General features: G+C 69.3%; 20 protein-coding genes. 11 read left to right on the top strand and 9 right to left on the bottom strand.

Going from position 1 to position 20,984, the window contains the following annotated elements; all coding sequences use genetic code 11:
• Nucleotides 1-354: 354 nt before the first annotated feature.
• The 3 genes from AC04ME_RS01740 to AC04ME_RS01730 are packed head-to-tail and all read right to left on the bottom strand — an operon-like array spanning nucleotide 355 to nucleotide 4,186.
• The gene (locus tag AC04ME_RS01740; protein ID WP_475433249.1) at nucleotides 355-1,725 is read right to left on the bottom strand and encodes an MFS transporter; all 1,371 of its coding nucleotides are present in this window, start codon (nucleotides 1,723-1,725) and stop codon (nucleotides 355-357) included.
• A 57-nt stretch (nucleotides 1,726-1,782) separates the two neighbouring features.
• Nucleotides 1,783-2,892, bottom strand: a complete 1,110-nt coding sequence (locus tag AC04ME_RS01735; protein WP_475433247.1) for a lactonase family protein — start codon at nucleotides 2,890-2,892, stop codon at nucleotides 1,783-1,785.
• Between the two features lie 7 nt (nucleotides 2,893-2,899).
• Entirely contained in the window at nucleotides 2,900-4,186 is a 1,287-nt protein-coding gene (locus AC04ME_RS01730) for an adenylosuccinate synthase (RefSeq protein WP_042540385.1), read from the bottom strand.
• 239 nt (nucleotides 4,187-4,425) lie between these two features.
• On the opposite strand from AC04ME_RS01730, the gene AC04ME_RS01725 reads away from it, so the two are divergent.
• Nucleotides 4,426-5,358: a DMT family transporter gene (locus AC04ME_RS01725; protein ID WP_052492938.1), complete on the top strand. Its 933-nt coding sequence runs from the start codon at nucleotides 4,426-4,428 to the stop codon at nucleotides 5,356-5,358.
• 148 nt (nucleotides 5,359-5,506) lie between these two features.
• Complete coding sequence (locus tag AC04ME_RS01720; protein ID WP_042540383.1) at nucleotides 5,507-6,229, top strand: Pr6Pr family membrane protein; 723 nt, start codon at nucleotides 5,507-5,509, stop codon at nucleotides 6,227-6,229.
• Here AC04ME_RS01720 and AC04ME_RS01715 read toward each other — a convergent pair.
• A complete protein-coding gene (locus AC04ME_RS01715) occupies nucleotides 6,204-7,082 on the bottom strand; it encodes a hypothetical protein (RefSeq protein WP_475433245.1) in 879 nt (292 codons plus the stop codon). The two genes, AC04ME_RS01720 and AC04ME_RS01715, sit on opposite strands and share 26 nt — an antisense overlap.
• A gap of 228 nt (nucleotides 7,083-7,310) precedes the next feature.
• On the opposite strand from AC04ME_RS01715, the gene AC04ME_RS01710 reads away from it, so the two are divergent.
• Genes AC04ME_RS01710 through AC04ME_RS01680 form a run of 7 tightly spaced genes read left to right on the top strand, consistent with a single transcriptional unit; the run spans nucleotide 7,311 to nucleotide 13,743 of the window.
• On the top strand, nucleotides 7,311-8,471 hold the full coding sequence (locus tag AC04ME_RS01710; protein ID WP_231567513.1) for an AAA family ATPase: 1,161 nt from the start codon (nucleotides 7,311-7,313) through the stop codon (nucleotides 8,469-8,471).
• A gap of 7 nt (nucleotides 8,472-8,478) precedes the next feature.
• Nucleotides 8,479-9,366 (top strand): DUF58 domain-containing protein, encoded by an 888-nt coding sequence (locus AC04ME_RS01705; protein WP_079111935.1) that lies wholly within the window; start codon nucleotides 8,479-8,481, stop codon nucleotides 9,364-9,366.
• On the top strand, nucleotides 9,353-9,844 hold the full coding sequence (locus tag AC04ME_RS01700; protein WP_042540375.1) for a hypothetical protein: 492 nt from the start codon (nucleotides 9,353-9,355) through the stop codon (nucleotides 9,842-9,844). Before AC04ME_RS01705 ends, AC04ME_RS01700 begins: the two co-directional genes overlap by 14 nt.
• Nucleotides 9,835-10,821: a vWA domain-containing protein gene (locus AC04ME_RS01695; RefSeq protein ID WP_475433242.1), complete on the top strand. Its 987-nt coding sequence runs from the start codon at nucleotides 9,835-9,837 to the stop codon at nucleotides 10,819-10,821. Before AC04ME_RS01700 ends, AC04ME_RS01695 begins: the two co-directional genes overlap by 10 nt.
• A complete protein-coding gene (locus AC04ME_RS01690) occupies nucleotides 10,818-11,843 on the top strand; it encodes a vWA domain-containing protein (protein ID WP_475433240.1) in 1,026 nt (341 codons plus the stop codon). The genes AC04ME_RS01695 and AC04ME_RS01690 overlap by 4 nt, the downstream gene beginning before the upstream one ends.
• Nucleotides 11,840-12,628: a hypothetical protein gene (locus AC04ME_RS01685; protein WP_475433238.1), complete on the top strand. Its 789-nt coding sequence runs from the start codon at nucleotides 11,840-11,842 to the stop codon at nucleotides 12,626-12,628. The genes AC04ME_RS01690 and AC04ME_RS01685 overlap by 4 nt, the downstream gene beginning before the upstream one ends.
• Nucleotides 12,622-13,743, top strand: a complete 1,122-nt coding sequence (locus AC04ME_RS01680) for a hypothetical protein (protein WP_475433236.1) — start codon at nucleotides 12,622-12,624, stop codon at nucleotides 13,741-13,743. Before AC04ME_RS01685 ends, AC04ME_RS01680 begins: the two co-directional genes overlap by 7 nt.
• Before the next feature lie 35 nt (nucleotides 13,744-13,778).
• On the opposite strand, the gene AC04ME_RS01675 is transcribed toward AC04ME_RS01680, so the two are convergent.
• From AC04ME_RS01675 to AC04ME_RS01655, 5 genes are all read right to left on the bottom strand, one after another.
• Nucleotides 13,779-14,774: a hypothetical protein gene (locus AC04ME_RS01675; protein ID WP_309692691.1), complete on the bottom strand. Its 996-nt coding sequence runs from the start codon at nucleotides 14,772-14,774 to the stop codon at nucleotides 13,779-13,781.
• Nucleotides 14,775-14,841: 67 nt separating this feature from the next.
• On the bottom strand, nucleotides 14,842-15,810 hold the full coding sequence (locus AC04ME_RS01670) for an alpha/beta hydrolase (RefSeq protein ID WP_475433234.1): 969 nt from the start codon (nucleotides 15,808-15,810) through the stop codon (nucleotides 14,842-14,844).
• Between the two features lie 155 nt (nucleotides 15,811-15,965).
• A complete protein-coding gene (locus tag AC04ME_RS01665) occupies nucleotides 15,966-16,673 on the bottom strand; it encodes a ZIP family metal transporter (RefSeq protein WP_042540363.1) in 708 nt (235 codons plus the stop codon).
• 91 nt (nucleotides 16,674-16,764) lie between these two features.
• Nucleotides 16,765-17,556, bottom strand: a complete 792-nt coding sequence (locus tag AC04ME_RS01660) for an NAD(P)H-dependent oxidoreductase (RefSeq protein WP_475433232.1) — start codon at nucleotides 17,554-17,556, stop codon at nucleotides 16,765-16,767.
• A 13-nt stretch (nucleotides 17,557-17,569) separates the two neighbouring features.
• Nucleotides 17,570-18,934: an MFS transporter gene (locus tag AC04ME_RS01655; RefSeq protein WP_475433231.1), complete on the bottom strand. Its 1,365-nt coding sequence runs from the start codon at nucleotides 18,932-18,934 to the stop codon at nucleotides 17,570-17,572.
• A 99-nt stretch (nucleotides 18,935-19,033) separates the two neighbouring features.
• Between AC04ME_RS01655 and AC04ME_RS01650 the strand changes: the two genes are divergently transcribed.
• Both AC04ME_RS01650 and argG read left to right on the top strand, forming a co-directional pair.
• The gene (locus AC04ME_RS01650; protein WP_042540359.1) at nucleotides 19,034-19,438 is read left to right on the top strand and encodes a winged helix-turn-helix transcriptional regulator; all 405 of its coding nucleotides are present in this window, start codon (nucleotides 19,034-19,036) and stop codon (nucleotides 19,436-19,438) included.
• Between the two features lie 50 nt (nucleotides 19,439-19,488).
• Nucleotides 19,489-20,922, top strand: coding sequence for an argininosuccinate synthase (gene argG / locus AC04ME_RS01645; RefSeq protein WP_042540357.1), 1,434 nt, complete (start codon nucleotides 19,489-19,491; stop codon nucleotides 20,920-20,922).
• Nucleotides 20,923-20,984 lie beyond the last annotated feature (62 nt).

Here is a 20,984-nt window from a genome sequence, read left to right as displayed (position 1 = left end):
TCCGTGGAGGCGTCGCCGGGCGCGTCGCCGGTCTCCCCGCGCGCCTCGTCGGGGCTCGATCCGGGGCTCGAACCGGGAGATCCGATCCGTCTGCAGGGCCGATCCGATCCGTCTGCAGGACCGAGGCACGTTCGCAGGACCAGATCCGCCCTTTCGTCCTGCATCCGTGCCGCGGTCCTGCACACGGACGAGCCCGCCGCTCCCACACCCCACCACGCAACCCAGCACCCGTCACCCGTCCTCCGGTCATGGCTCGCCGCCGTGAACGATTCAGCACGAACCGGCCGAATCACCCCCGATGCCACCCGTTTCGGCCGGACCAACGCCATCCATGCTGAGTTGTGAACGGCCGACTCACGGCTCCCGGGGCGCGACGCGCACGGCGAGCACCGCCGCGGCGAGCGCGATGATCGCGGCGAAGGCGAACACCGCGATGAACGGGTCTCCCGCCGCGGCCAGCCCGGTGAACAGCACGCCCGTGATCGCGAGGGCCAGAGCACTGCCGAAGGAGTCGGCCACGGTCATGGCAGAGCTGTTGAAGCCCTGGTTCTCGGGCGCCGACATCTCGAGCGTCAGGGCGCTGGTCCTCGGACTCATCAGGCCCATGCCGGCGCCCGCGACGATCCACGCGACGATGATGACGACCACGGGTGCAGCGAGCACGGTGGCGACCAGGGCGAGAATCACGCCCACGACCACCAGCACCGTTCCGATGCGCACGGCCAGCACGCTCGAGAGCCTGGCTCCCATGCGTCCCTGCACGGTGGCGGCCGCCGACCAGGCGAGTGCGCCGCCCGTGAGCGAGAGCCCGGCGACGGTCGGCGAGACCTCGTAGCGCTCGGTCAGCAGGTAGGGGATGTAGACCTGAGCACCGAAGAACCCCGCGGCGGCGAGACCGCGCACGAGCAGCACCGACGGCAGACCCCGCTGCCCCCGCAGAGTGCCCTTCGGCAGCAGCGCACGAACGGCGACGAGTGCCACGACCACGGCTGCGGCCGCGAGCACAGGCCCGGCTCCCGGCAGATCGCCGACGAGATTCAGTGCGAGCACGGCGACCGCGGCGAGCACCGACCAGCCCAGCCGCCCGAATGCCCACGGCGTGGTGGCGTCGCCTGCGCCCGAGAGCCCTCGGAGAGCAGGGACGACCATGAGCAGCGCGGGCATGACCAGGAACACGACGCCGAGGAACACCCAGTGCCAGCTCCAGATCTCGGTGACGGCCCCGGCGACGGTGGGCCCGACCAGCGAGGGAACGACCCAGGCCGCCGCGAAGCCCGCGAAGATCGCCGGATGCAGTTCACGCGGGTACACGCGGGCGACGACCACATAGAGCGCCACCATCAGCCCGCCGTTGCCGAGACCCTGCGCGAAGCGTCCGGCCACGAGAACTTCCATACTCGGCGCGAGTCCGGCGACGATCAGCCCGATCACGAACAGGCCCACCGAGGCGTAGAGCGGAGCCACGGGCCCGCGGCGATCCGCCCAATTGCCCGCCACGGCCATGCCGATGACTCCGGTGGCCAGGGGCCCCGCGAACGCGAGGGCGTACAGCCGTTCGCCGTCGAGGTCGGCGCTCACCGCAGGCATCACCGTGGTGACGGCGAGGGACTCGAACGCGCCCAGGAACACGAGCGCGCAGGCGCCGACGGTGATCCAGAGGTAGGCGCCGCTCAGGATCCCGGTGGCGGGCTTCGCGGTCGGAACCGCATCGGTGTCTATGGTCATAGGGTCGACCGTAGAACCTCAACAAAGGTTGAGGTCAAGCTGCGGCCTGCGACCGCCTCAGCGCACCGGCAGGATGTGCGTGGGCGCCGGAGCCTGCGCGATGTGCCGGATGTCGAACGGTGCCCCCGTGCGCTCGTCGAGGTCGATCAGTGCGACGGTGTCGGAGCGCTGCCCCGCGACGAGCAGCTTGCCCTCGTGCACGAGGTGATGGCGCGGCCAGTCGACCCCCGAGTCGGCGAGCGCGATCGCCTCGAGCGCTTCGCCTCCGCCGCGCACGCGCAGCGCGGCGATCGTGTTGCTGCCGCGCAGGGCCGTGTAGAGGAACTGAGCGTCGCGGGTGCGGGCGAGCTCGGCGGGGAAGTCCACGCCGATCTCGGCGACGGGGCTCGCGAGCACCGACGACACGACCGCCCACGTGCCGTCGCGTCCTGCGGCGAGCGTGAACACCTCGCACGAGTACTCGGTCACCACGTGCAGGTGGCCGCTGGGGTGCGCGACCATGTGGCGCGGACCGGTGCCGAGGGGCAGCACGACCTCGTGATCGAGCACGAGGCCTCCGGCGATCGGACGCCAGATGCGCACGAGGTCGAAACCGAGGTCGGTCGTCGCGATGCGCCCGTCCGCGAGGAAGGCCGCGGAGTGCGCGTGCGAGGAGCGCGCATCGCCGGTGGCGGTCAGTTCTCCGGAGTACGGATCGGATGCCGCGGCGGCCACACCGGCCGGCGCCGTCTCCTCGAGCGGTTCGCCGAGGAGTGCCGCGCGCAGCTCGGCGGCCCTGTTCACGGCATCCGGCACCAGCTGTCCCTGCGCGTCGATGCCGATGCGCACGACTCGCCCGTCGCCGTAGCAGCTCGCGATGAGGAACGATCCGCTCGACGACACCGTCACGTGGCACACGCCGTCGCCCGCGGCGACCGGCTCGCCGAGCGGCCGCAGAGCCGACTCGCCGCTGCGGCCGAACGCCTGCACACCGGCATCCCCCTCGAGCGCCGCATAGACGACATCGAGCGACGGATGCTGCGCCAGCCACGAGGGCGAGGAGGTCTGGGTGACCGCACCGCGGTACTCGAGCGCTGTCGGCGCGCTCTCGTCACCGGCGAGCAGGCCGATGCCCTCGGCGGAGCCGTCCATCGCGGGGCCGTACCCGCCGAGCCAGAAGCGTGTCACGGGGCGCTCAGTCGAGCAGGTCGTGGCGCACGATGACCTGGTCGCGCTCGGGGCCCACGCCGATGACCGAGATGCGCGTGTTGCTCATGCCCTCGAGTGCGATCACGTAGTCCTGCGCGTTCTTCGGCAGGTCGTCGAAGGTGCGCGCGGTCGAGATGTCTTCGCTCCAGCCGGGGAAGTACTCGAGCACGGGCGTCGCGTGGTGGAAGTCGGTCTGGTTGACCGGCACCTCGTCGAAGCGCCGACCGTCGACGTCGTAGGCGACGCACACCGGGATCTGCTCGAGTCCGGTCAGGATGTCGAGCTTGGTGAGCACGAGATCGGTGATGCCGTTGACCCGGGTCGCGTAGCGCGTGATCGGGGCGTCGTACCAGCCGACGCGGCGCGGCCGGCCGGTGGTGGTGCCGAACTCGAAGCCGCGCGAGCGCAGCCATTCGCCCTGCTCGTCGAACAGCTCGGTCGGGAACGGGCCCGAGCCGACGCGGGTCGTGTAGGCCTTGACGATGCCGACGATGCGGTCGAGAGCGCCGGGTCCGATGCCCGAGCCGGTCGATGCCCCACCGGCGGTGGCCGACGACGACGTGACGAACGGATAGGTGCCGTGGTCGACGTCGAGCATCGTGGCCTGGCCGCCCTCGAACACGACGACCTCGCCGCGGCGCAGGGCCTCGTCGAGCAGGTATCCGGTGTCGGCGACCATGGGCCGCAGGCGCTCGGCATACGACAGCAGGTCTTCGACGATCTCGTCCGCGGTGATCGCTCGACGGTTGAAGATCTTCACCAGCAGGTGATTCTTCTGGTCGAGGGCGCCCTCGACCTTCTGACGCAGGATGTTCTCATCGAAGAGGTCCTGCACGCGGATTCCGACGCGGTTGATCTTGTCGGCGTAGGCCGGACCGATGCCGCGGCCGGTCGTGCCGATCATGCGCTTGCCGAGGAACCGCTCGGTGACCTTGTCGAGCGTGCGGTGGTACTGGGTGATCAGGTGCGCGTTGGCGCTCACCTTGAGGCGCGAGACGTCGATGCCGCGGCCGCCGAGCGCCTCGAGCTCGCTGAAGAGCACTTCGAGGTCGATCACGACGCCGTTTCCGATCACCGGGGTCACCCCTGGCGACAGGATGCCCGAGGGCAGCAGGTGCAGCGCGTACTTCTCGTTGCCGACCACGACGGTGTGGCCCGCGTTGTTGCCGCCGTTGAACTTGACGACCCAGTCGGTGCGCTCGCCGAGCAGGTCGGTGGCCTTGCCCTTGCCTTCATCGCCCCACTGGACGCCGACGATAACGATTCCTGGCATGGGTATCCCCCTTGCTTTCGCCGGGTTTGCACCGGCTGATGAGCTGGCCCTCTTCGGGCGGCTCCATCCTATCGAAGGTCGTTCGCCGACCCTCCGGGCTGCGGGGCGGCAACGCGTCGCTGCCGGCGGATCCCGTCCTCGGGGCGCCGGCGGACTCGACGGAGGGACTGGCGGAAAAGCACCGGATGCTGTCACTCACGCGCATCGCCGATGTCGGTGGCCGGTGCCAGGATCGAAGGATGCCGAAGACCGGTCGCGCGATCCGCGACGACAGCCTGACCACAGCGAAGCCTCGAACCCAGGGCCCGCTCGTGCTCGTCGCCGCTCTGGTGACGGTGGTGCTGTGGGCGTCGGCGTTCATCGGCATCCGCGGCGCAGGGCCGCACTTCGATCCGGGCGCGCTGGCGCTGCTGCGCATGGCTGTGGGCACCGCCGTGCTCGCGATCATCGCGGTGCGCCACGGCATCCGTCTGCCCGAACGCCGGCACTGGTGGCTCGTGGCGGTGTGGGGCGTGGGGTGGTTCTGCGTCTACAACCTGGCCCTGAACGCCGCCGAGCGCACGCTCGACGCGGGCACCGCGGCGATGGTGGTCAACCTCGCGCCGCTCATGGTCGTGGTCTTCAGCGGGCTCTTCCTGCGTGAGGGTTTTCCCAAGCCCCTCATCATCGGAGCGCCGATCGCGTTCCTCGGGGTCGTGCTGATCGGCATGAACTCATCGACGAGCGAGGGACCCGACATCACGGGATTGCTGCTCGCGCTGCTCGCCGCCGTGATGTACGCGGGATGCACCCTGCTGCAGAAGCGCCTGCTCAGCGCGGGCACCGATGCGACCACATTGACCTTCCTGGGCGCCGCCGCCGGCACCGTCGCGCTGCTCCCCTGGGTGGGCAGTCTGATCGGCGCTCTGCAGACCGCTCCGCTCGGCTCGACGCTGTGGGTCGTGTATCTCGGCATCTTCCCGACGGCGATCGCCTTCACGACCTGGGCGTACGTGCTGCAGCGCAGCACCGCTGGCCAGACCTCAGCGACCACCTACGTCGTGCCGGCGATCGCGATCCTCCTGTCGTGGGCGATCCTCGGCGAGGTGCCGACCCTGCTCATGTTCGTCGGCGGCGCGCTGTGCCTGCTCGGAGTGCTCGTGACCCGGATGCGGTGGGGCCGTCGCTCCTGACGATCGCGACTCTCCCGTCGAGCCACCTCCCGTCGAGCCCCCCTCCCGTCGAGCCACGGGCAGTCCCCTCGTCGGCGGCCTCGCATATCGGTATTTCGGTCTAGCGATCGCACGCGCCCCGACCGATAAAGTGTGCGCGGAGGCGAATATGACGACCTGGTGGCCCTTCGCACGACTCGCAGCAGCCGTGCTCGGACTCGCGGCTATCGTCGCACAGCTCGCCCGCAGCATCGAGAACGCTCTCGCGGCCACCACGGAGTGGGGCCAGCACCTGCCGACGGTCGCGGCGAACTTCCTCAGCTTCTTCACGATCCTGTCGAACGTGCTCGCCGTGATCATTCTGACGATCGGCGCGATCTGGGCACTGCGCCACCGACACGGCACCGAGCCCGAGCCGACGTGGTTCGCGGTCCTGCTGGCCTGCGTGAGCACCTACATGATCGTCACCGGCATCGTCTACAACACGCTTCTCCGCAACGTCGAACTGCCCCAGGGCGTGACCGTGCCGTGGTCGAACGAGGTGCTGCACGTCGTCATCCCGCTGTTCCTCCTGGCCGACCTGCTGTTCGCCCCTCGACGACGGGCACTCGGCTGGAGCGCTGTCGCCATCATCGCGATCTTCCCGATCGTCTGGGTCGTCTACACGATGATCCGCGCGAACTTCATCATCGCCCCCGCGACCGGCGAGGCCTGGTGGTATCCGTACCCGTTCCTGAACCCGCACCGGGTGCCCGGCGGCTACCTCGGCGTCTCGGGATACATCATCGGAATCGCGATCGCCATCATCGGCGTCGCGTGCGTGGTGGTCTGGGTCGGCCGCCGGCGCGGCACCGCGACGGACTCGGCTAGCGGATCGCGCCCTCGGGGCTGAACACCGAGAGCACCGGAGCACTCACATGCTGCGGGGTCGTGGCGACGGCCGCCCGCGGATCGAGAAGTCGGATCGGAACCCGGTCTCCGCGAAGCTCCTCCCGGGTCGACGGCTCCAGTCGATAGAGGCGGAGCGCGAGCCACAGCAGCGTCCCGTCCACCCCGAGCGCCGCGGGGTCGACGTCGATCACGCCGCGCCTGCGTGAGAACGGATGACGCCACCGCTCCCGATAGCTGACGGCCCCGGGACGCACGGCGACCTTGAGCACGATCGAGTTGTTCATCCCGACGCCGACGTCGATGCTCAGGATGTCGTCCCAGTGCACTTCGGCATCGAGGTGGAAGGTCGCGGATCCGAGACCGCGCGGATGCAGGAACAGTCGACGCGGCTGTCTCAGCGAGATCAGGTGACTGACGATCGGACCGAGCAGCAGAACCGCGAACACCGCCCACACGACACTCCACGCACCACTGACGGTCACCGCGGCGACCGCGAAGGTCGACGCAGCGGCGAGCGCCGCGACGAGGATCATCGCGGGCACGAGCTTCGATCCGGGAAGGAGGATCCCCCCGGGGACGCTCGCGCTCGCCCGGCTGATGTCCTCCGCACTGACGCGTCGGCGAGTCAGGGTCGTGAGCCACAGCGTCACCGCGATCACCCACCAGAGCGCGGGGACGGCGATGAGCACACCCAGGATCGGGCGCATGGATGCGGTGTCGTGCAGATACATCCAGACGCACAGCACAGTGGCGACGGCCGCGAGGATCAGGTTCAGCACGACCACGGCCACCCACAGCGGTCGTCCGATCGCGTACTCGAGCGCACTGCGCGGCATCGTTCTGGGTTGCTTCATCGTTCCCGCATCATCCGAAGATCGAAAGTTCAGCTAACCACGGGGTCATCGCACCTGCCGATATACGCGTCGGCTCGCACCAGGGTCGACGACGTCGAGCCGCCGGATGGTGCATCTGTGATCTCGACCTGCATCCGTGCCCGGGCCGAAGCGGCGAGATCGGATGCGGTTACGCTGGTCGACGGGGGGTCGTCTACGCGTCCCCCGTGGGAACGAGGAGACATACCGATGAACGAGCCCTACGCGCCCGGCCCCTCTGCAGGTTCGACGCCGCCTCCGCCTCCGGCGCCCTCCGCCCAGGCAGCCCCACCGGCGCCTCCCGCTCCTGCGACCCGCGCCGAGGCATCCGCAGCGTCCGCTCCCGCGGCCCCTGCGGCGTCGACGTCTGCGAGCAAGAAGTCCGAGGCCCCTTCCGAGGCTGAGCTTCAGCGCGCAAGTGCCGTGCTCAAGACCGTGTCAGACGCGTACTCGGCCAAGATGGTCGGCCAGGAGCGCCTGCGCATGAGCCTGCTGATCTCGCTGATCGCCGGTGGGCACATCCTGCTCGAGAGTGTGCCCGGCCTCGCGAAGACGACCGCGGCGAGCACGCTCGCCGACACGGTCAGAGCGCAGTTCAAGCGCATCCAGTGCACCCCCGACCTGCTGCCCAGCGACATCACCGGCAACCAGATCTACGACGCCGCGACGGGCTCGTTCCGCACCGTGCTCGGCCCGGTGCACGCGAACTTCGTGCTGCTCGACGAGATCAACCGGTCGAGCGCCAAGACCCAGAGCGCCATGCTCGAGGCGATGCAGGAGCACCAGACCACGATCGGCGGCGAGGTGCATCATCTGCCCAAGCCGTTCCTCGTGATCGCGACGCAGAACCCGATCGAGCAGGAGGGCACCTACGAGCTGCCCGAGGCGCAGATGGACCGCTTCCTGCTGAAGGAGATCGTCGAGTACCCGAGCCCGGCCGAGGAGTTCGAGATCCTCGGGCGCATCGACTCGGGGGTGCTCGACCCCGACCGCCATGTCTCGAGCGCGATCAGCCTCGACGACGTGCACATGCTGCAGGACGTGGCGAGTCGCATCTACGTCGACCCGGCCATCCGCAACTACATCGTCTCGATCGCGTACGTGACCCGAAACCCCGCGCCGTACATCGGCGAAGAGCGCGCGCGCTTCATCAAGTACGGCGCGAGCCCTCGTGCGAGCATCGCGTTCCTGCAGGCATCTCGGGCTCTGGCGCTGCTGAACGGACGCGGCCACGTGATCCCGGAAGACATCCGCTCGCTGCGCCATCTCGTGCTGCGCCACCGCGTGCTGCTGACCTTCGAGGCCGACGCAGAGGGCATCCGCAGCGAGGAGATCATCGACCAGATCTTCGCCGCAGTGCCCACCCCCTGACCTCGCCATGGCCAGCCTGATCGCCCAGGTGAAGAGCAAGCTCTTCATCCACTCGTCGCGCAAGTCGCTGCACGCGCTCGACGGCGCCTACGCGTCGCTGCTGCACGGCCGCAGCCTCGACTTCGAGGACCTGCGCAAGTACGAGTACGGCGATCAGGTGCGCGACATCGACTGGCGCGCCACGGCTCGGTTGGGCACCCCGCTGGTCAAGCGACACCGCGCGATGCGGATGCACACGATCCTGTTCGTGGTCGACACCGGACGCTCGATGGCCGCGCTCGCGCACGACGAGAAGTCGAAGAAGGACCTCGCGATCCTCGCCACCGGCGTGCTCGGCGTGCTCGCTCTTCGGCACGGAGACGACTTCTCGCTCGTCTACGGCGATTCCGACCGCATCCGCCGTCGCGCACCGGGTCGCAGCGAGGGCGCGCTCGAGCATGCCCTGCGCACGATCGATCAGTCGATCGACTCGAGCACGGCGTCGAGCGACCGAGACGCGCTCCTGTCTTACGTGACCCGCACGGTCTCACGGCGCATGATCGTCGTCGTCATCACCGACGAGGCGCCGGTCACGACGGAGACGGAGCGGATGCTGCGCCGACTGCGCGTGCAGCACGACGTGCTGTGGCTGACCGTGAGCGACGCCGACCCGGTGCTCGACCACGCGACGGGCACCATCCGCAGCGATGTCGACAGCATGTGGGAGGTGCCCGACTTCGTGCAGGGCGACCCCGACATCATCCGCGAGCTCGCGGCGCAGACCGAAGCCGACGCCGCGCGTCTGGCTGAGCTGCTCAAGCGCATGGAGATCAGCCACAGCGTTCTGGCAGGTCAGGACGACGCCGTCTCGCAGCTGCTGCAGCTGCTGAATCGGAGGTCGAATGCCCGGCTCTGATGAGCTCTACCCGCCGTTCCAATACGGCTGGGGATGGCTCCTGCTCGCCTTCGGAATCCTCCTGCTGCTGATCGCGGCGGCGTGGCTGATCGTCGCCCTGACGCGTCCGCGGCGTGACCTCACGCTGACGCGCGACGCTCAGGGACCGACCCTGCTCACGACCGACGTGCTCTCGCAGCTGAGGGTCGAGTACTTCGACCGCATCCAGCGCATCGAAGACGACTACCGCGCACGCGCGCTCTCTGCCCGCAACGCGAACCTCGAGCTCAGCCGGGTGGTGCGCACGTTCGTGAACGAATACAGCGGCCTCGAGGCGCCTGTGCTGGCCCTCGACGATCTCGTCGCTCGCGGAGTGCACCCCGCCCTGGTCGACGCCATGGGCCGCCATTACTATCCGAGCATCTTCCGACCGGGCCCTGCGATCGATCCGATCGCCGGCGCCGAGGCGGCCAGAACGGTGGTGCGCACATGGCACTAGCGAACGGGTGGCTCATCCTCGTCGCCGTCGGCGTCGTCGTGATCGCGATCGCGCTCGGCATCGTGATCGGTCTGCGCAGCACTGCGAAGACCGAGGCGCACGAGCGCGCTCATGTCGCCCGAGCCGAGCGGCTGCGCGCGCTTCCGACCTTCCGGCAGGCGCTGAACCGACGAGTGCTGGCACTGTCGAGCGTCCTGCTGATCGGCGTGGTCGCGACCCTGGCCGCCGGAGTCGTCTCGGCGCGCCCGATGGCGTCACAGACCATCCAGCCCGTCAACACGAGCCGCGACATCATGCTGTGCCTCGACGTCTCGGGCTCGATGAGTGAGGTCGACGTCGAGGTGCTCACGGTCTTCGAAGAGCTGCTCGAGGATTTCGAGGGCGAGCGCATCGGCCTCACGATCTTCAACAGCTCGCCCGTGCAGATCTTCCCCCTGACCGATGACTACGAGTTCATCCGCGACCACCTGCAGAGCATCCGAGAGAGCTTCGAGTTCACCGAGTCGATCCCCGAGCACTGGGTCGGCACGCTCAACGGCAACGGCGCCTCGCTGATCGGCGACGGCCTTGCCGCGTGCGCGATGGCGTTCGACCACCCCGATGACGAGCGGTCGCGGTCGATCATCTTCGCGACCGACAACGAGGTCAACGGCGCCTCGATCGTGACCCTCGACGAGGCGGCGGCGTACGCCGATTCGAACGGGGTGCGGGTGTTCGCGCTCAACCCGGTGCAGGGCAAAGACGCCGACGTCAGCGCGGAGCTCGCGAAGGCCGCCGAAGCCACAGGTGGCGCCGCCTACGGTCTGCGCGACACGACCACCGTGAGCGACATCGTCGCGCAGGTGCAGGAGCAGGAGGCGGCCGCGCTGCAGGGTCAGGCGCAGGTCGTCTGGACCGACGCCCCGAACCTCTGGATCGTCGTGCTGATGATCTCGATGCTCTCGTTCATCGTCGTGCTCTGGAAGGTGAGACTGTGATCTTCCAGCCCGTGCTCAACGTCTTCCTCCTGGCGCTTCTCTGCGCGCCGGTGGCCGCTCTCGCCGTGATCGCGCTGGCCAAGGCCAAAGGACGCGACAGGGCCCTGTGGGCCATGCGGCTGGTCATGCTGCTCGCGTGCTTCGTCATGTTCCTGCGCCCGGGGATCCCCGGGGGTGCGACAGAGACCCTCGCCACCGACACCGACATCGTGCTCGTCGTCGACACGACCGCGAGCATCGTCGCCGAGGACTGGAACGGCGACGAGCCGCGCCTGGACGGCGTCCGCGCCGACGTGCAGGCCATCGTCGACGAGTACCCGGGCGCCCGCTTCGCCCTGATCACCTTCGACGCCTCGGCGGATCTGCGCATGCCGCTCACCACCGATACGACCGCGCTCGTCTCATCGCTCGAGGTGCTCCGCCCCGAGGTGACGAGCCAGTCGCGCGGCAGCTCGATCGGCATCGCCAACCAGCTGCTCACCGACACGCTGTCGAACGCGGCCGAGGCCTCACCCGACCGCTCCCGCATGGTGTTCTACTTCGGCGACGGCGAGCAGACGGTGACGTCGCCGCCCGAGCCGTTCGACGGCAGCGAGAAGCTCACGGACGCCGGCGCGGTGCTCGGCTACGGCACCGCCGAGGGCGGGCCGATGAGGCTCACCACCGGCGGCGTCGACGGCTCGTCGAGCGAGTACATCGAATATCAGGGGGCGAACGCGCTGTCGGTGATCGACGAGGCGAACCTCGAGGCGATCGCCGCGGATCTCGGCGTCGAGTACCAGCACCGCACGGCGGAGGCCGAGCTGACACTGCCCGACGCTCCGTCGACCACCACCAGCTACGCCGAGTCGGGTTCGGTCGGCACCGTGACCGAGCTGTACTGGATCGCCGCCCTCGTCGTCGTGGCGCTGCTCGGGGTGGAGCTCGCGAGGGCGAGCATGCTCGTGGCCCGGCTGCGTCTGCTGCGAGCACCGTCGGCGTCGCCGCGCCGGAAGACACCGACCGGCGGAGGTGCGGCATGACCGATCTGTCGACCCAGGCGGGCGCGACGCCACCCGTCAGCCCCGACGACCTGAGGGCGTCGGCCGCCGCTGCGCTGCTCGCCTCGAATCGCCGGCGGCGCAGCATCCGACGGTGGATCGCGATCGGCACCCTGCCCCTCGCGCTGGCGGCGCTGCTATTCGTCGGCAAGATCCTCAGCATGTACGCGTTCGCGCACCAGTCGATCACCGCCTATGTGGCCGACGACTACGCGGGTTCCGAGGCATCGGCCCGAGGCCAGGAGTTCCTCAACTGGTTCGAGCCCTACAAGGCGCCGTTCAACGTGGGCACCGCTCTCGCCGGCGCCGAGAAGCTGCCGGAGGCGCGGGGGAAACTCGAGGAGTCGCTCGACCTCGCGACCGGCCTCGAGGTGTGCACGGTGCGCATCAACCTGGGACTGGTGCTCGAGCGCATGGGAGACGCGGCTCGGGCCGACGGCGACGGTGCAGCAGCCGCCGAGTTCTACGGCGAAGCACTCACCCTGACGACCGAGACGCCGGAGGAATGCAACAGCGAAGGGGCGCAGGAGCAGTCGTCCGACCCTGACCGCGACATGCAGCAGAGCAAGGAAGACCTCGAAGACCGTCTGAAGCAGAAGCAGCAGAACGAGCAGCAGCCGCCCCCGGAGGAGCAGCAGGAGCAGGAGCCGCAGCCCTCGGAGGAGAAGCTCGAAGAGCTCGAGAAGAAGCTCGAGCAGGGCACGCAGGAGCGCGATCAGCAGCAGGGCGACGACGGCGGCGGCTCGGGGACGGACAAGCCATGGTGATGGATCACGAGAAGCAGCGGGCGCGCTACGTCGCCGGCTCCGAGGGTGCGCCACCCGTGCCGCCGCCCGGCGGCTATCGCAATGCACGCCGTCAGGCCGGCCCCGTCGTGCAGCATCCGGGCGCCCCGGCCATGTCGGGCACGGCGACCGCAGCCGAGGGCGCGTCGGAGGAGAAGAAGCCGGCGAACGCATTCGGCTGGGTCGCGCTCATCGTCGGCATCCTGTTCGCTCTGATCCTGCTCATCACGCTGGCGGTCGGCGCCACCGACGCGCTCTACGGCGTGACGATGCTGGCCCTGCAGCTGGTGGTCGTCGCCGTCATCATCGGCGCGCTGTTCACCGCCCGTGGACGCACCCTGGGAGCCGTCGCCCTCGCGATCACCCTGATCTTCAACGTCGCCACGGTGGGCGGCATCGGCGCACTGCAGACCTCGGCCTCCGGCAGCTACGACGGCATGAAGACCGACGAGCAGAAGCACGAAGAGGCCTACCCGGGCATCAAGGGCACGGACCCGCAGGATGCGCTGCGGCAGCAGTCGCTCGAAGAGGTGCAGGCCGAGGCGGACAGCCTGTTCGCCGACATCCGCGAGCGCGTCACCGCCGAATACGGGTACGACTGGGTGCAGGTCGGCGACGAGGATCTGCGCCCCGAGCGCAACGGCTACGGCGGAGAGTCGATGCTCATCGAATACACCTCCGTCGGCTGGGCGACGACCGAGCCGATCCAGGACTACAGCATCAAGCTCGAGGTCATGGCCACGATCGACGAGGTCGTCGCCGAGCACGGTCTGCCGTCGCTGTACTCGTTCAACGGCGAGTACTCGGGAATCGACCCGTCGATGATCGCGAAGCTCTACGGCAGCGAAGACCCCCGTGAACAGCACACGTGGGAGTACTACACCGAGAACTACCCCGATCCGATGCGCTTCTACGCGAACATCTTCGACCTCTCGAACGACCCGTCCGGCGACTTCCTGAAGACCCGGGAGGCGCAGAACGCCCGCACCGGAGAACCGCTCGAGGGGCTGCAGATGGTCGTCATCGCAAGCGCAGTGCTCAGCGAGGCCGACCGCGCCGAGTTCGAGGAGAAGCTGCAGGAGTACCCCGGGTTCTGAGTCCCGGTGAGCAGGTCGCGCGTCCGACCCGCCCTTCAGCCGGAGAGCGAGAACAGCATGCGCGCCAGCACGTAGCGGGCGTGCCCGCGCGACGACCTCGGGTCGTAGCCGAGGACGCCGATCAGCGCGGTGAGGCGGTCCTGCACGCTGGAGTGGTGGCGTCCCAGGCGCACGGCTGCGGCACGCACGCTCAGCTCGTCGACCACGGCGTCGAGCAGTTCCCGACTGCGGGCGTCGAGGCGCGCGAGCGCAGCAGCATCCGGATGCATGTCGCCAGACTCCGCGGCGGTGGCGATCAGGAGCAGGGCACCCAGGTCGTCTGCGGCCACCACGGGTTCGGAGGCGGTGCTCAGACGCGCGGCGATCAGTGCTTCCGCCCACGACTCGGGGAGGTGCTCTCCGGGCCCCGCGGTTCCGACGCCCAGACGCAGGCCTGTCGCGTCCGTCCACACCCGATCCACGGGCGCTCCCTCGACGACGATCGTCGCCCTCGTCAAGCCGTGTCTGGTCGCGACCACGACGGAGGGATGCTGCGGCAGCGGCGCGGGGTCGGGCGGCGAGGCCACGACCGCCACCGGAAGGACTGGAATCCTGAGCCTCGCCAGTGCCGAGACGCGCTCCCCCTCGCTCGCGAACTCGCTGATCGCCAGTTCCACGGCGCTCCCCGCGTCGCCTGCGCGGCGGGCACGGAGGATGCCGAGCGCCAGCGTGAGGCGCTCGAGGATCATCGCGTCATTCGTGTGCGGGTCCCCCTCGCGCTCGATCCAGGCGACGGCCTCCGGGCCGCTCTCACGCAGCATCCACCTGTCACCGGGGTCGATCGGATCGATGCGCACCCCGTCGGCGCGCACCCGGATGATCTGTCGGGCGTCGCGCTGCCCCACGGTGGCACCGCTCAGCACGGCGGCCCCGCGCAGCATGCTCTCGACGCCGACTGCACGGGCGATGAGCGTGTCGAAGTAGGAGACGACCTTGAGGGTCTCGCTCGCATCCGGGTCGAGGGCGGTGAGCCGCCCCAGCAGATCTTGCATGTCGGGCTCCATCGCGCGGGGCTTCCACCCTACGGGTTCATCGACCGAGCCCGTAGGGTGCCGAAGGTCACCCGAGCAGCCGGTTCACCCAGTCGTCGCGGGCGGCCAGCATCGCCTGCGCGACGGCCGTGTGCGGAGCGAACATGTCGAAGCCGTGGAACCCGCCGGCCCATACGTGCAGCTCGGCCTGCACGCCGGCCGCCCACAGCGTGGTCGCGTAGTCGACGTCCTCGTCGCGGAACACCTCGGCGCTTCCGCAGTCGATGAAGGCGGGCGGAAGACCGGTCAGGTCCGTGGCGCGCGCCGGAGCCGCATAGATCGAGACGTCGTCGGTGCCCTTGCGTCCGCCGAGAAGGGCGGTCCACCCGGTGATGTTCGACCCGCGGTCCCACACGCCGATCCCGTCGATCTGCCTGGTCGAGACGCTCTCATCGCGGTCGTCGAGCATGGGGTAGATCAGCAGCTGACCGATGAGCCCGGGGCCGCGGCGGTCCCGCGCGAGCAGGGTCGTTCCCGCGGCCAGGCCGCCACCGGCACTGCCCCCACCGATCAGGATGCGGTTCGGATCGATGCCCAGCTCTGCAGCGTTCTCGGCCGTCCACACCAGACCCGCGTAGCAGTCCTCGACCGGGTACGGATCGGGGAACTCCGGAGCAAGCCGGTACTCGACTGTCACGATCACGCCGTTGAAGCGCTCCGCCCAGTCGAGGAAGCCCACGACGCCGAGCCAGCGGTTGCCGATGATCATGCCGCCGCCGTGCGTGTGGAAGAAGCCAGGACCCGTGCCGGTGCGCCCCGCCTTCTCGACCACCGAGACGACGATCTCGTCGCCCTCGTGACCCGCGATGGTCACGTCGCGGCGCGTGAAGCCCCGCTCGTCGAGCACGGCGAAGATCTCGTCCTCGCCGCTCACGGGAGACTGGCGCAGCAGGGGAATCATCTCGGCAGTCAGGGTCGACGGCAGCGTGTCTGCGACCAGCGCGAGTGCGGCCTCCAGTTCGGGGTCGAACGGAGGGCGAAGGGTTGTTTCGGTCATCAGAACTCCTTTGTTCTCGGCCGCGGTCATGTCGGCGTCCCGCCAGCCTCCCGGAGGTCGCACCCGAGCGTAACCCGCCAGACAGGGCCGTTCTGCGGCCGGGAGGCCGCCGGATGGCGGGCGGCCGCACCGGCAGCGGCAGCCTCGACCCGCTCTCAGCTCGCGAGCGACAGCCCGGCGGCGAGCGCGAAGCCGAGCACGGTCGCGAGCCCCGTCACCTGCTTGGCCTTCTGCTGAGCGTCGGGAACCATCGAGTCGACGAGCATCACGAGCAGCGCACCGGCCGCGAAGCCGCTCGCCCCGGCTCTGAAATCGTCGCCGGTGCTGCTCGCGAGGGCGAAGCCGGCGACGGTCGCGAGTGCGCAGATCACCGAGATGCCGGCCCAGAGCAGCAGCACGCGCGACTTGGCCATGCCTCCCTTGAGCAGGTCGGAGGCCGAGCCGATCGACTCCGGCAGGTTCGAGACCACGATCGCCACGACGAGGGCGATGCTCACCGGCTCGCCGGAGGCCAGACCGATTCCCAGCACGAGCTGTTCGGGGATGCCGTCGAGCAGAGCGCCCAGCGCGAGCGGGACGCCCGCGCCACTGTCCTTCGACTTCGCCGCTCGCGCATCGAGGATCCGGTCGGCGATGAAGTACGCGAGGGCTCCCGCGACGACGCCGACGATCAGGGGGATGGGGCCCGCGAGATCGAGCCCCTCCTCCCACAGCTCGAACGCGATGGACGCCATGAGGGCGCCCGCGCCGAAGCCGAGCACGATGCCCAGCCACCGCGGTGGCCAGGTGCGCAGCAGCGCGAGGATCGCGCCGACGATGAGGGGCGACGCGGCGACCGCGCCCCACAGGATCGCTCCGCCCATGCCGTCCTCCTTCACGGACACTCTGCCACCACCGTCGCGGAATGTGCAGAGGAGGGGGCTCACACGCGCGCGCGTCGGACCGCTCCTCCGCTCACTCGACCGTCACGCGATGGATGCCGAGGTCGGTGCGACCGGGGAGCAGATCCGCTCGGAGGGCTCGGGTGCCGTGATAGTCGCCGTCGCGCAGCCGGCGGAAGGGATGGCTCGGTGATTCGTCCCCGAGCCCCGAGAGCCGTTCGACCAGGCGCGCGCTCTCGTGATCGATGCCCGCCGCGTCGATTCCGTCTGCGTCGTGGACGACATGCAGGTCGAGCGGCTCGATGCCCGTGTACCAGAGGGTTCCGTGGGTGAGCGGGAACATCAGCGAGTCCAGATCGCCGCTGATCCCCCGTTCCCCGATGGACCGGTCGTCCTCCCCTGCCGTGACGATCACGAGGGCCCGGCGCCCCGCGAGAAGCCCCTCGCCGTACCGCAGCGGAAGACCGGTCTGCGCGTCGACCGGTCCGTACGCGAACCCGTTGGTGAGCACGCGGTCGAACCACCCCTTCAGGATCGCCGGCGGGCCGTACCACCACAGCGGGAACTGGAGCACGACGAGATCTGCGGCCCCCAGCTTGCGCTGTTCCTCGCTCACATCCGCCGGCAGCTGCCCCGCGGCGAACGCCTCGCCCATGAGATCGACGACGTTGCCCTCCCTGCCGTGGGGCTCGCCGAGGTCCTGGGCGGCGAGGACGGGGTCGAACCGCTGAGCATACAGATCGGTGATCTCGACGTCGTGGTCGCGCGAGAGGGCTTCGACTCCGTCGCGGAACAGTCGGGCGTTGAAGGAGTTCTCCTGCGGGTGGGCATAGATCCAGTGGACGGTCGGGCGTGATGCGGACACGGATGGCCTTTCTTTAGTGGGAGACGGGGTGGCGAGCCGTGCGCCGCCACAGCGGCAGGAGTGCGGCGGCGACGACCGCCCCGGCTGCGATGAGGAGGGCGACGACGAATCCGCGAGACCCGGCGATCACGGCGATCGTGCCGAGCACCGCGATGCCGAGACCGCCGCCGAGGGCGAAGCCGACCTCCTGGATCGCCCCCACCTGACCGGCGTCGTCTTCGGTCGTCACGTCGAAGAGCGTGGTCGCGGCGAGCGTCGCAGCGACCCCGAATCCCCCTCCGATCAGCACGAGCGGGATCGCGACGAGATCGACCCCGGTCGACAGCCAGATGAGCCCCGCGCCCTGCACGACGAGAGCGAGCACCGTGAGCGTGGGTGAGCTCAGCCACCGCAGGAACAGAGGGGCCAGCACCCCGCCGAGCGCGATCGCCACAGCCTGCGGGAGAATCGCGATTCCGGCCTCGGCCGCGCTGAAGCCCCTGGCATCCTGCAGGTGCAGGCTCACCAGGAGAACGGATGCTGTCGACACACCTCCGCTCGCCACGATGCGCACGATGGCGGGGCTGAAGCCGGGTACTCGGAAGAGCCGCATGTCGATGAGCGGTTCGGCGAGGGTGCGCTGCCGGCGGATGAAGAACACGAGCGTGCCGACCGCGACCACTCCGGCGATGCCCGCGGCGAGGGGAGCGGCGAGCACCTCGTGCAGGGCGAAGACGAGGGCTCCGAGCGCGACGATCGACGACACGATGCTGAGGATGTCCCACGACGGCCGTCGCGAGCTGCGGGAGTCGGGCACGAGCCAGATCGCGAGCACACCGGCGACGACCGCGAGCGGCACACTCCCCAGCAGCAGCCACCGCCACCCCGGACCCTCCGTGACGAGGCCCCCGAGCACGGGGCCGAGCGCGCTGCCCGCGCCGAAGGTCGCGGTCCACATTCCATAGGCCAGCACTCGCTGTCGCGCGTGATAGTGCGCGCCGATCGTGGCGACGACGCCGGCCACGACGAAGGCCTCGGCGACGCCGAGGAGCGCGCGGACGACGATCAGCAGCATCCCGTCCTGGGCGAACCCGCCCACCAGGTTGAGCACGGCGAAGCCGGCGAGGCCGGCGAGCACGATGCGCTTGCGCCCGAACGCATCGCCGATCCGGGCGGCGATGATCAGCGTCGCTGCCAACGAGAGCGCGTAGACGTCGACGAGCCACAGCGCACCGCTGTCGCTGAGGGTGAGGTCGCCGCGGATCGCCGGCAGCGCGGTCGACATGCTGCTGATCGCGAGCGCCCCGATCAGGATGCCGAGAAGCAGCGGGATCATGGCGAGCCACGGATGCATGGCCGTGCGCGGACGAGCGGATGCCGCAGGGATCGAGAAGGTCACCGCCTCAGTCTCGTGGGCGAGTACACTTCAGGCAAGTACGGTCATTCAGGGTACATAGTGACCGTTTGGATACCATGGTGCGAACGGAAGGCGGATCCCATGAGGGAGAAGACGGAGCGCATCGTCCGGGAGTGGGGCGACGCGTGCGACGCGGAGGTCTCGATCGCGGTGCTCGGCGGGGCCTGGAAGCCCAGCATCCTGAGCCTGCTCGGCGAGCATGAGGTGCTGCGGTTCGGCGAGCTCAGCAGGTTGCTCGACGAGCCGACCGCTCGCGTGCTCACCCGTCAGTTGCGTGAGCTCGAAGACGACGGGCTGCTCATCCGCACGGTGTACCGCCAGGTGCCACCCAAGGTCGAATACCGGCTGAGCGACCTCGGTCGGGGGTCGATGCCCCTCGTCGACGCGCTCACCGACTGGGGCGGTCGGTATGCGGCTCACCAGCGAGGCGAGCTCGAACGGCTCGCCGCCGAACCCGAGACGCTCGACGCCGCCGTCGCGCGCTGACTCTCCTTCCCGTCCGAAACAGCCGACACGCCGCCGATAGACTGGGAAGCATGTCCAAGGTCCTCCAGTCACTTCCCGTCGGCGAGCGCGTCGGCATCGCCTTCTCCGGAGGACTCGACACCTCCGTCGCCGTCGCCTGGATGCGCGACAAGGGTGCCGTCCCCTACACGTACACCGGCGACCTCGGGCAGTACGACGAAGACGACATCGAGTCGATCCCCGGTCGCGCTCTCGAATACGGCGCCGAGGCCTCGCGTCTGGTCGACTGCAAGACCGCCCTGGTCGAAGAGGGTCTCGTCGCACTGTCGTGCGGCGCCTTCCACATCCGCTCGGGCGGACGCACCTACTTCAACACGACGCCCCTCGGTCGCGCCGTCACCGGCACGCTGCTCGTGCGCGCCATGAAGGAAGACGGCGTCGACATCTGGGGCGACGGCTCGACCTACAAGGGCAACGACATCGAGAGGTTCTACCGCTACGGCCTGCTGGCCAACCCGCGCCTGCGCGTGTACAAGCCCTGGCTCGACGCCGACTTCGTCACCGAGCTCGGCGGCCGCAAGGAGATGAGCGAATGGCTCGTCGCCCATGACTTCCCCTACCGCGACTCGGTCGAGAAGGCGTACTCGACCGACGCCAACATCTGGGGTGCCACGCACGAGGCCAAGACCCTCGAGCACCTGGACGTCTCGCTCGAGACGGTCGACCCGATCATGGGTGTGAAGTTCTGGGACCCCTCCGTCGCGATCGAGACCGAAGACGTCTCCGTCACGTTCGAGGCCGGACGCCCGGTCGCCATCAACGGCGTCGAGTACACCGACCCGGTGGCCCTCGTGATGGAGGCCAACACGATCGGCGGGCGCCACGGCCTCGGCATGAGCGACCAGATCGAGAACCGCATCATCGAGGCGAAGTCGCGCGGCATCTACGAGGCTCCGGCCATGGCGCTCCTCTTCATCGCCTACGAGCGCCTCGTCAACGGCATCCTGAACGAAGACACCCTCGCGACCTACCACGAGCAGGGTCGCCGTCTCGGTCGCCTCATGTACGAGGGACGCTGGCTCGAGCCGCAGTCGCTCATGCTCCGCGAGTCGATCCAACGCTGGGTCGGCCTCACGATCTCGGGCACCGTCACGATCCGCCTGCGCCGCGGAGACGACTGGACGATCCTCGACACCACGTCGCCCAACCTGTCGTACGGCCCCGAGAAGCTCTCGATGGAGCGTGTCGGCGACGCCGCGTTCGGCCCGGTCGACCGCATCGGACAGCTCACGATGCGCAACCTCGACATCGCCGACTCGCGCTCGCGCCTCGAGCAGTATGCGGGCCTCGGCCTCATCGGCGGCGCGACCGGCGAGCTCGTCGGACGCGTCACGGCCGGCGAATCGGGCGAGATCACGGGTTCCGTCGAGGAGGTCGACGAGAACCTCGCCGATGCGGTCGACAACGCATCCGAGGGTGCGGCGTTCGACTCCGGACTCGACTGATCTGACGGTTTCAGAGAGGGGGCGGATGCTGCGGCATCCGCCCCCTTTTGCGTGTGCTCGGC

The sequence above is a fragment of the Microbacterium sp. LjRoot205 genome, from assembly GCF_056175745.1.
The sequence above is the reverse complement of the archived record's forward strand: the minus strand, read 5'-3'. Positions and strand labels throughout refer to the sequence as shown.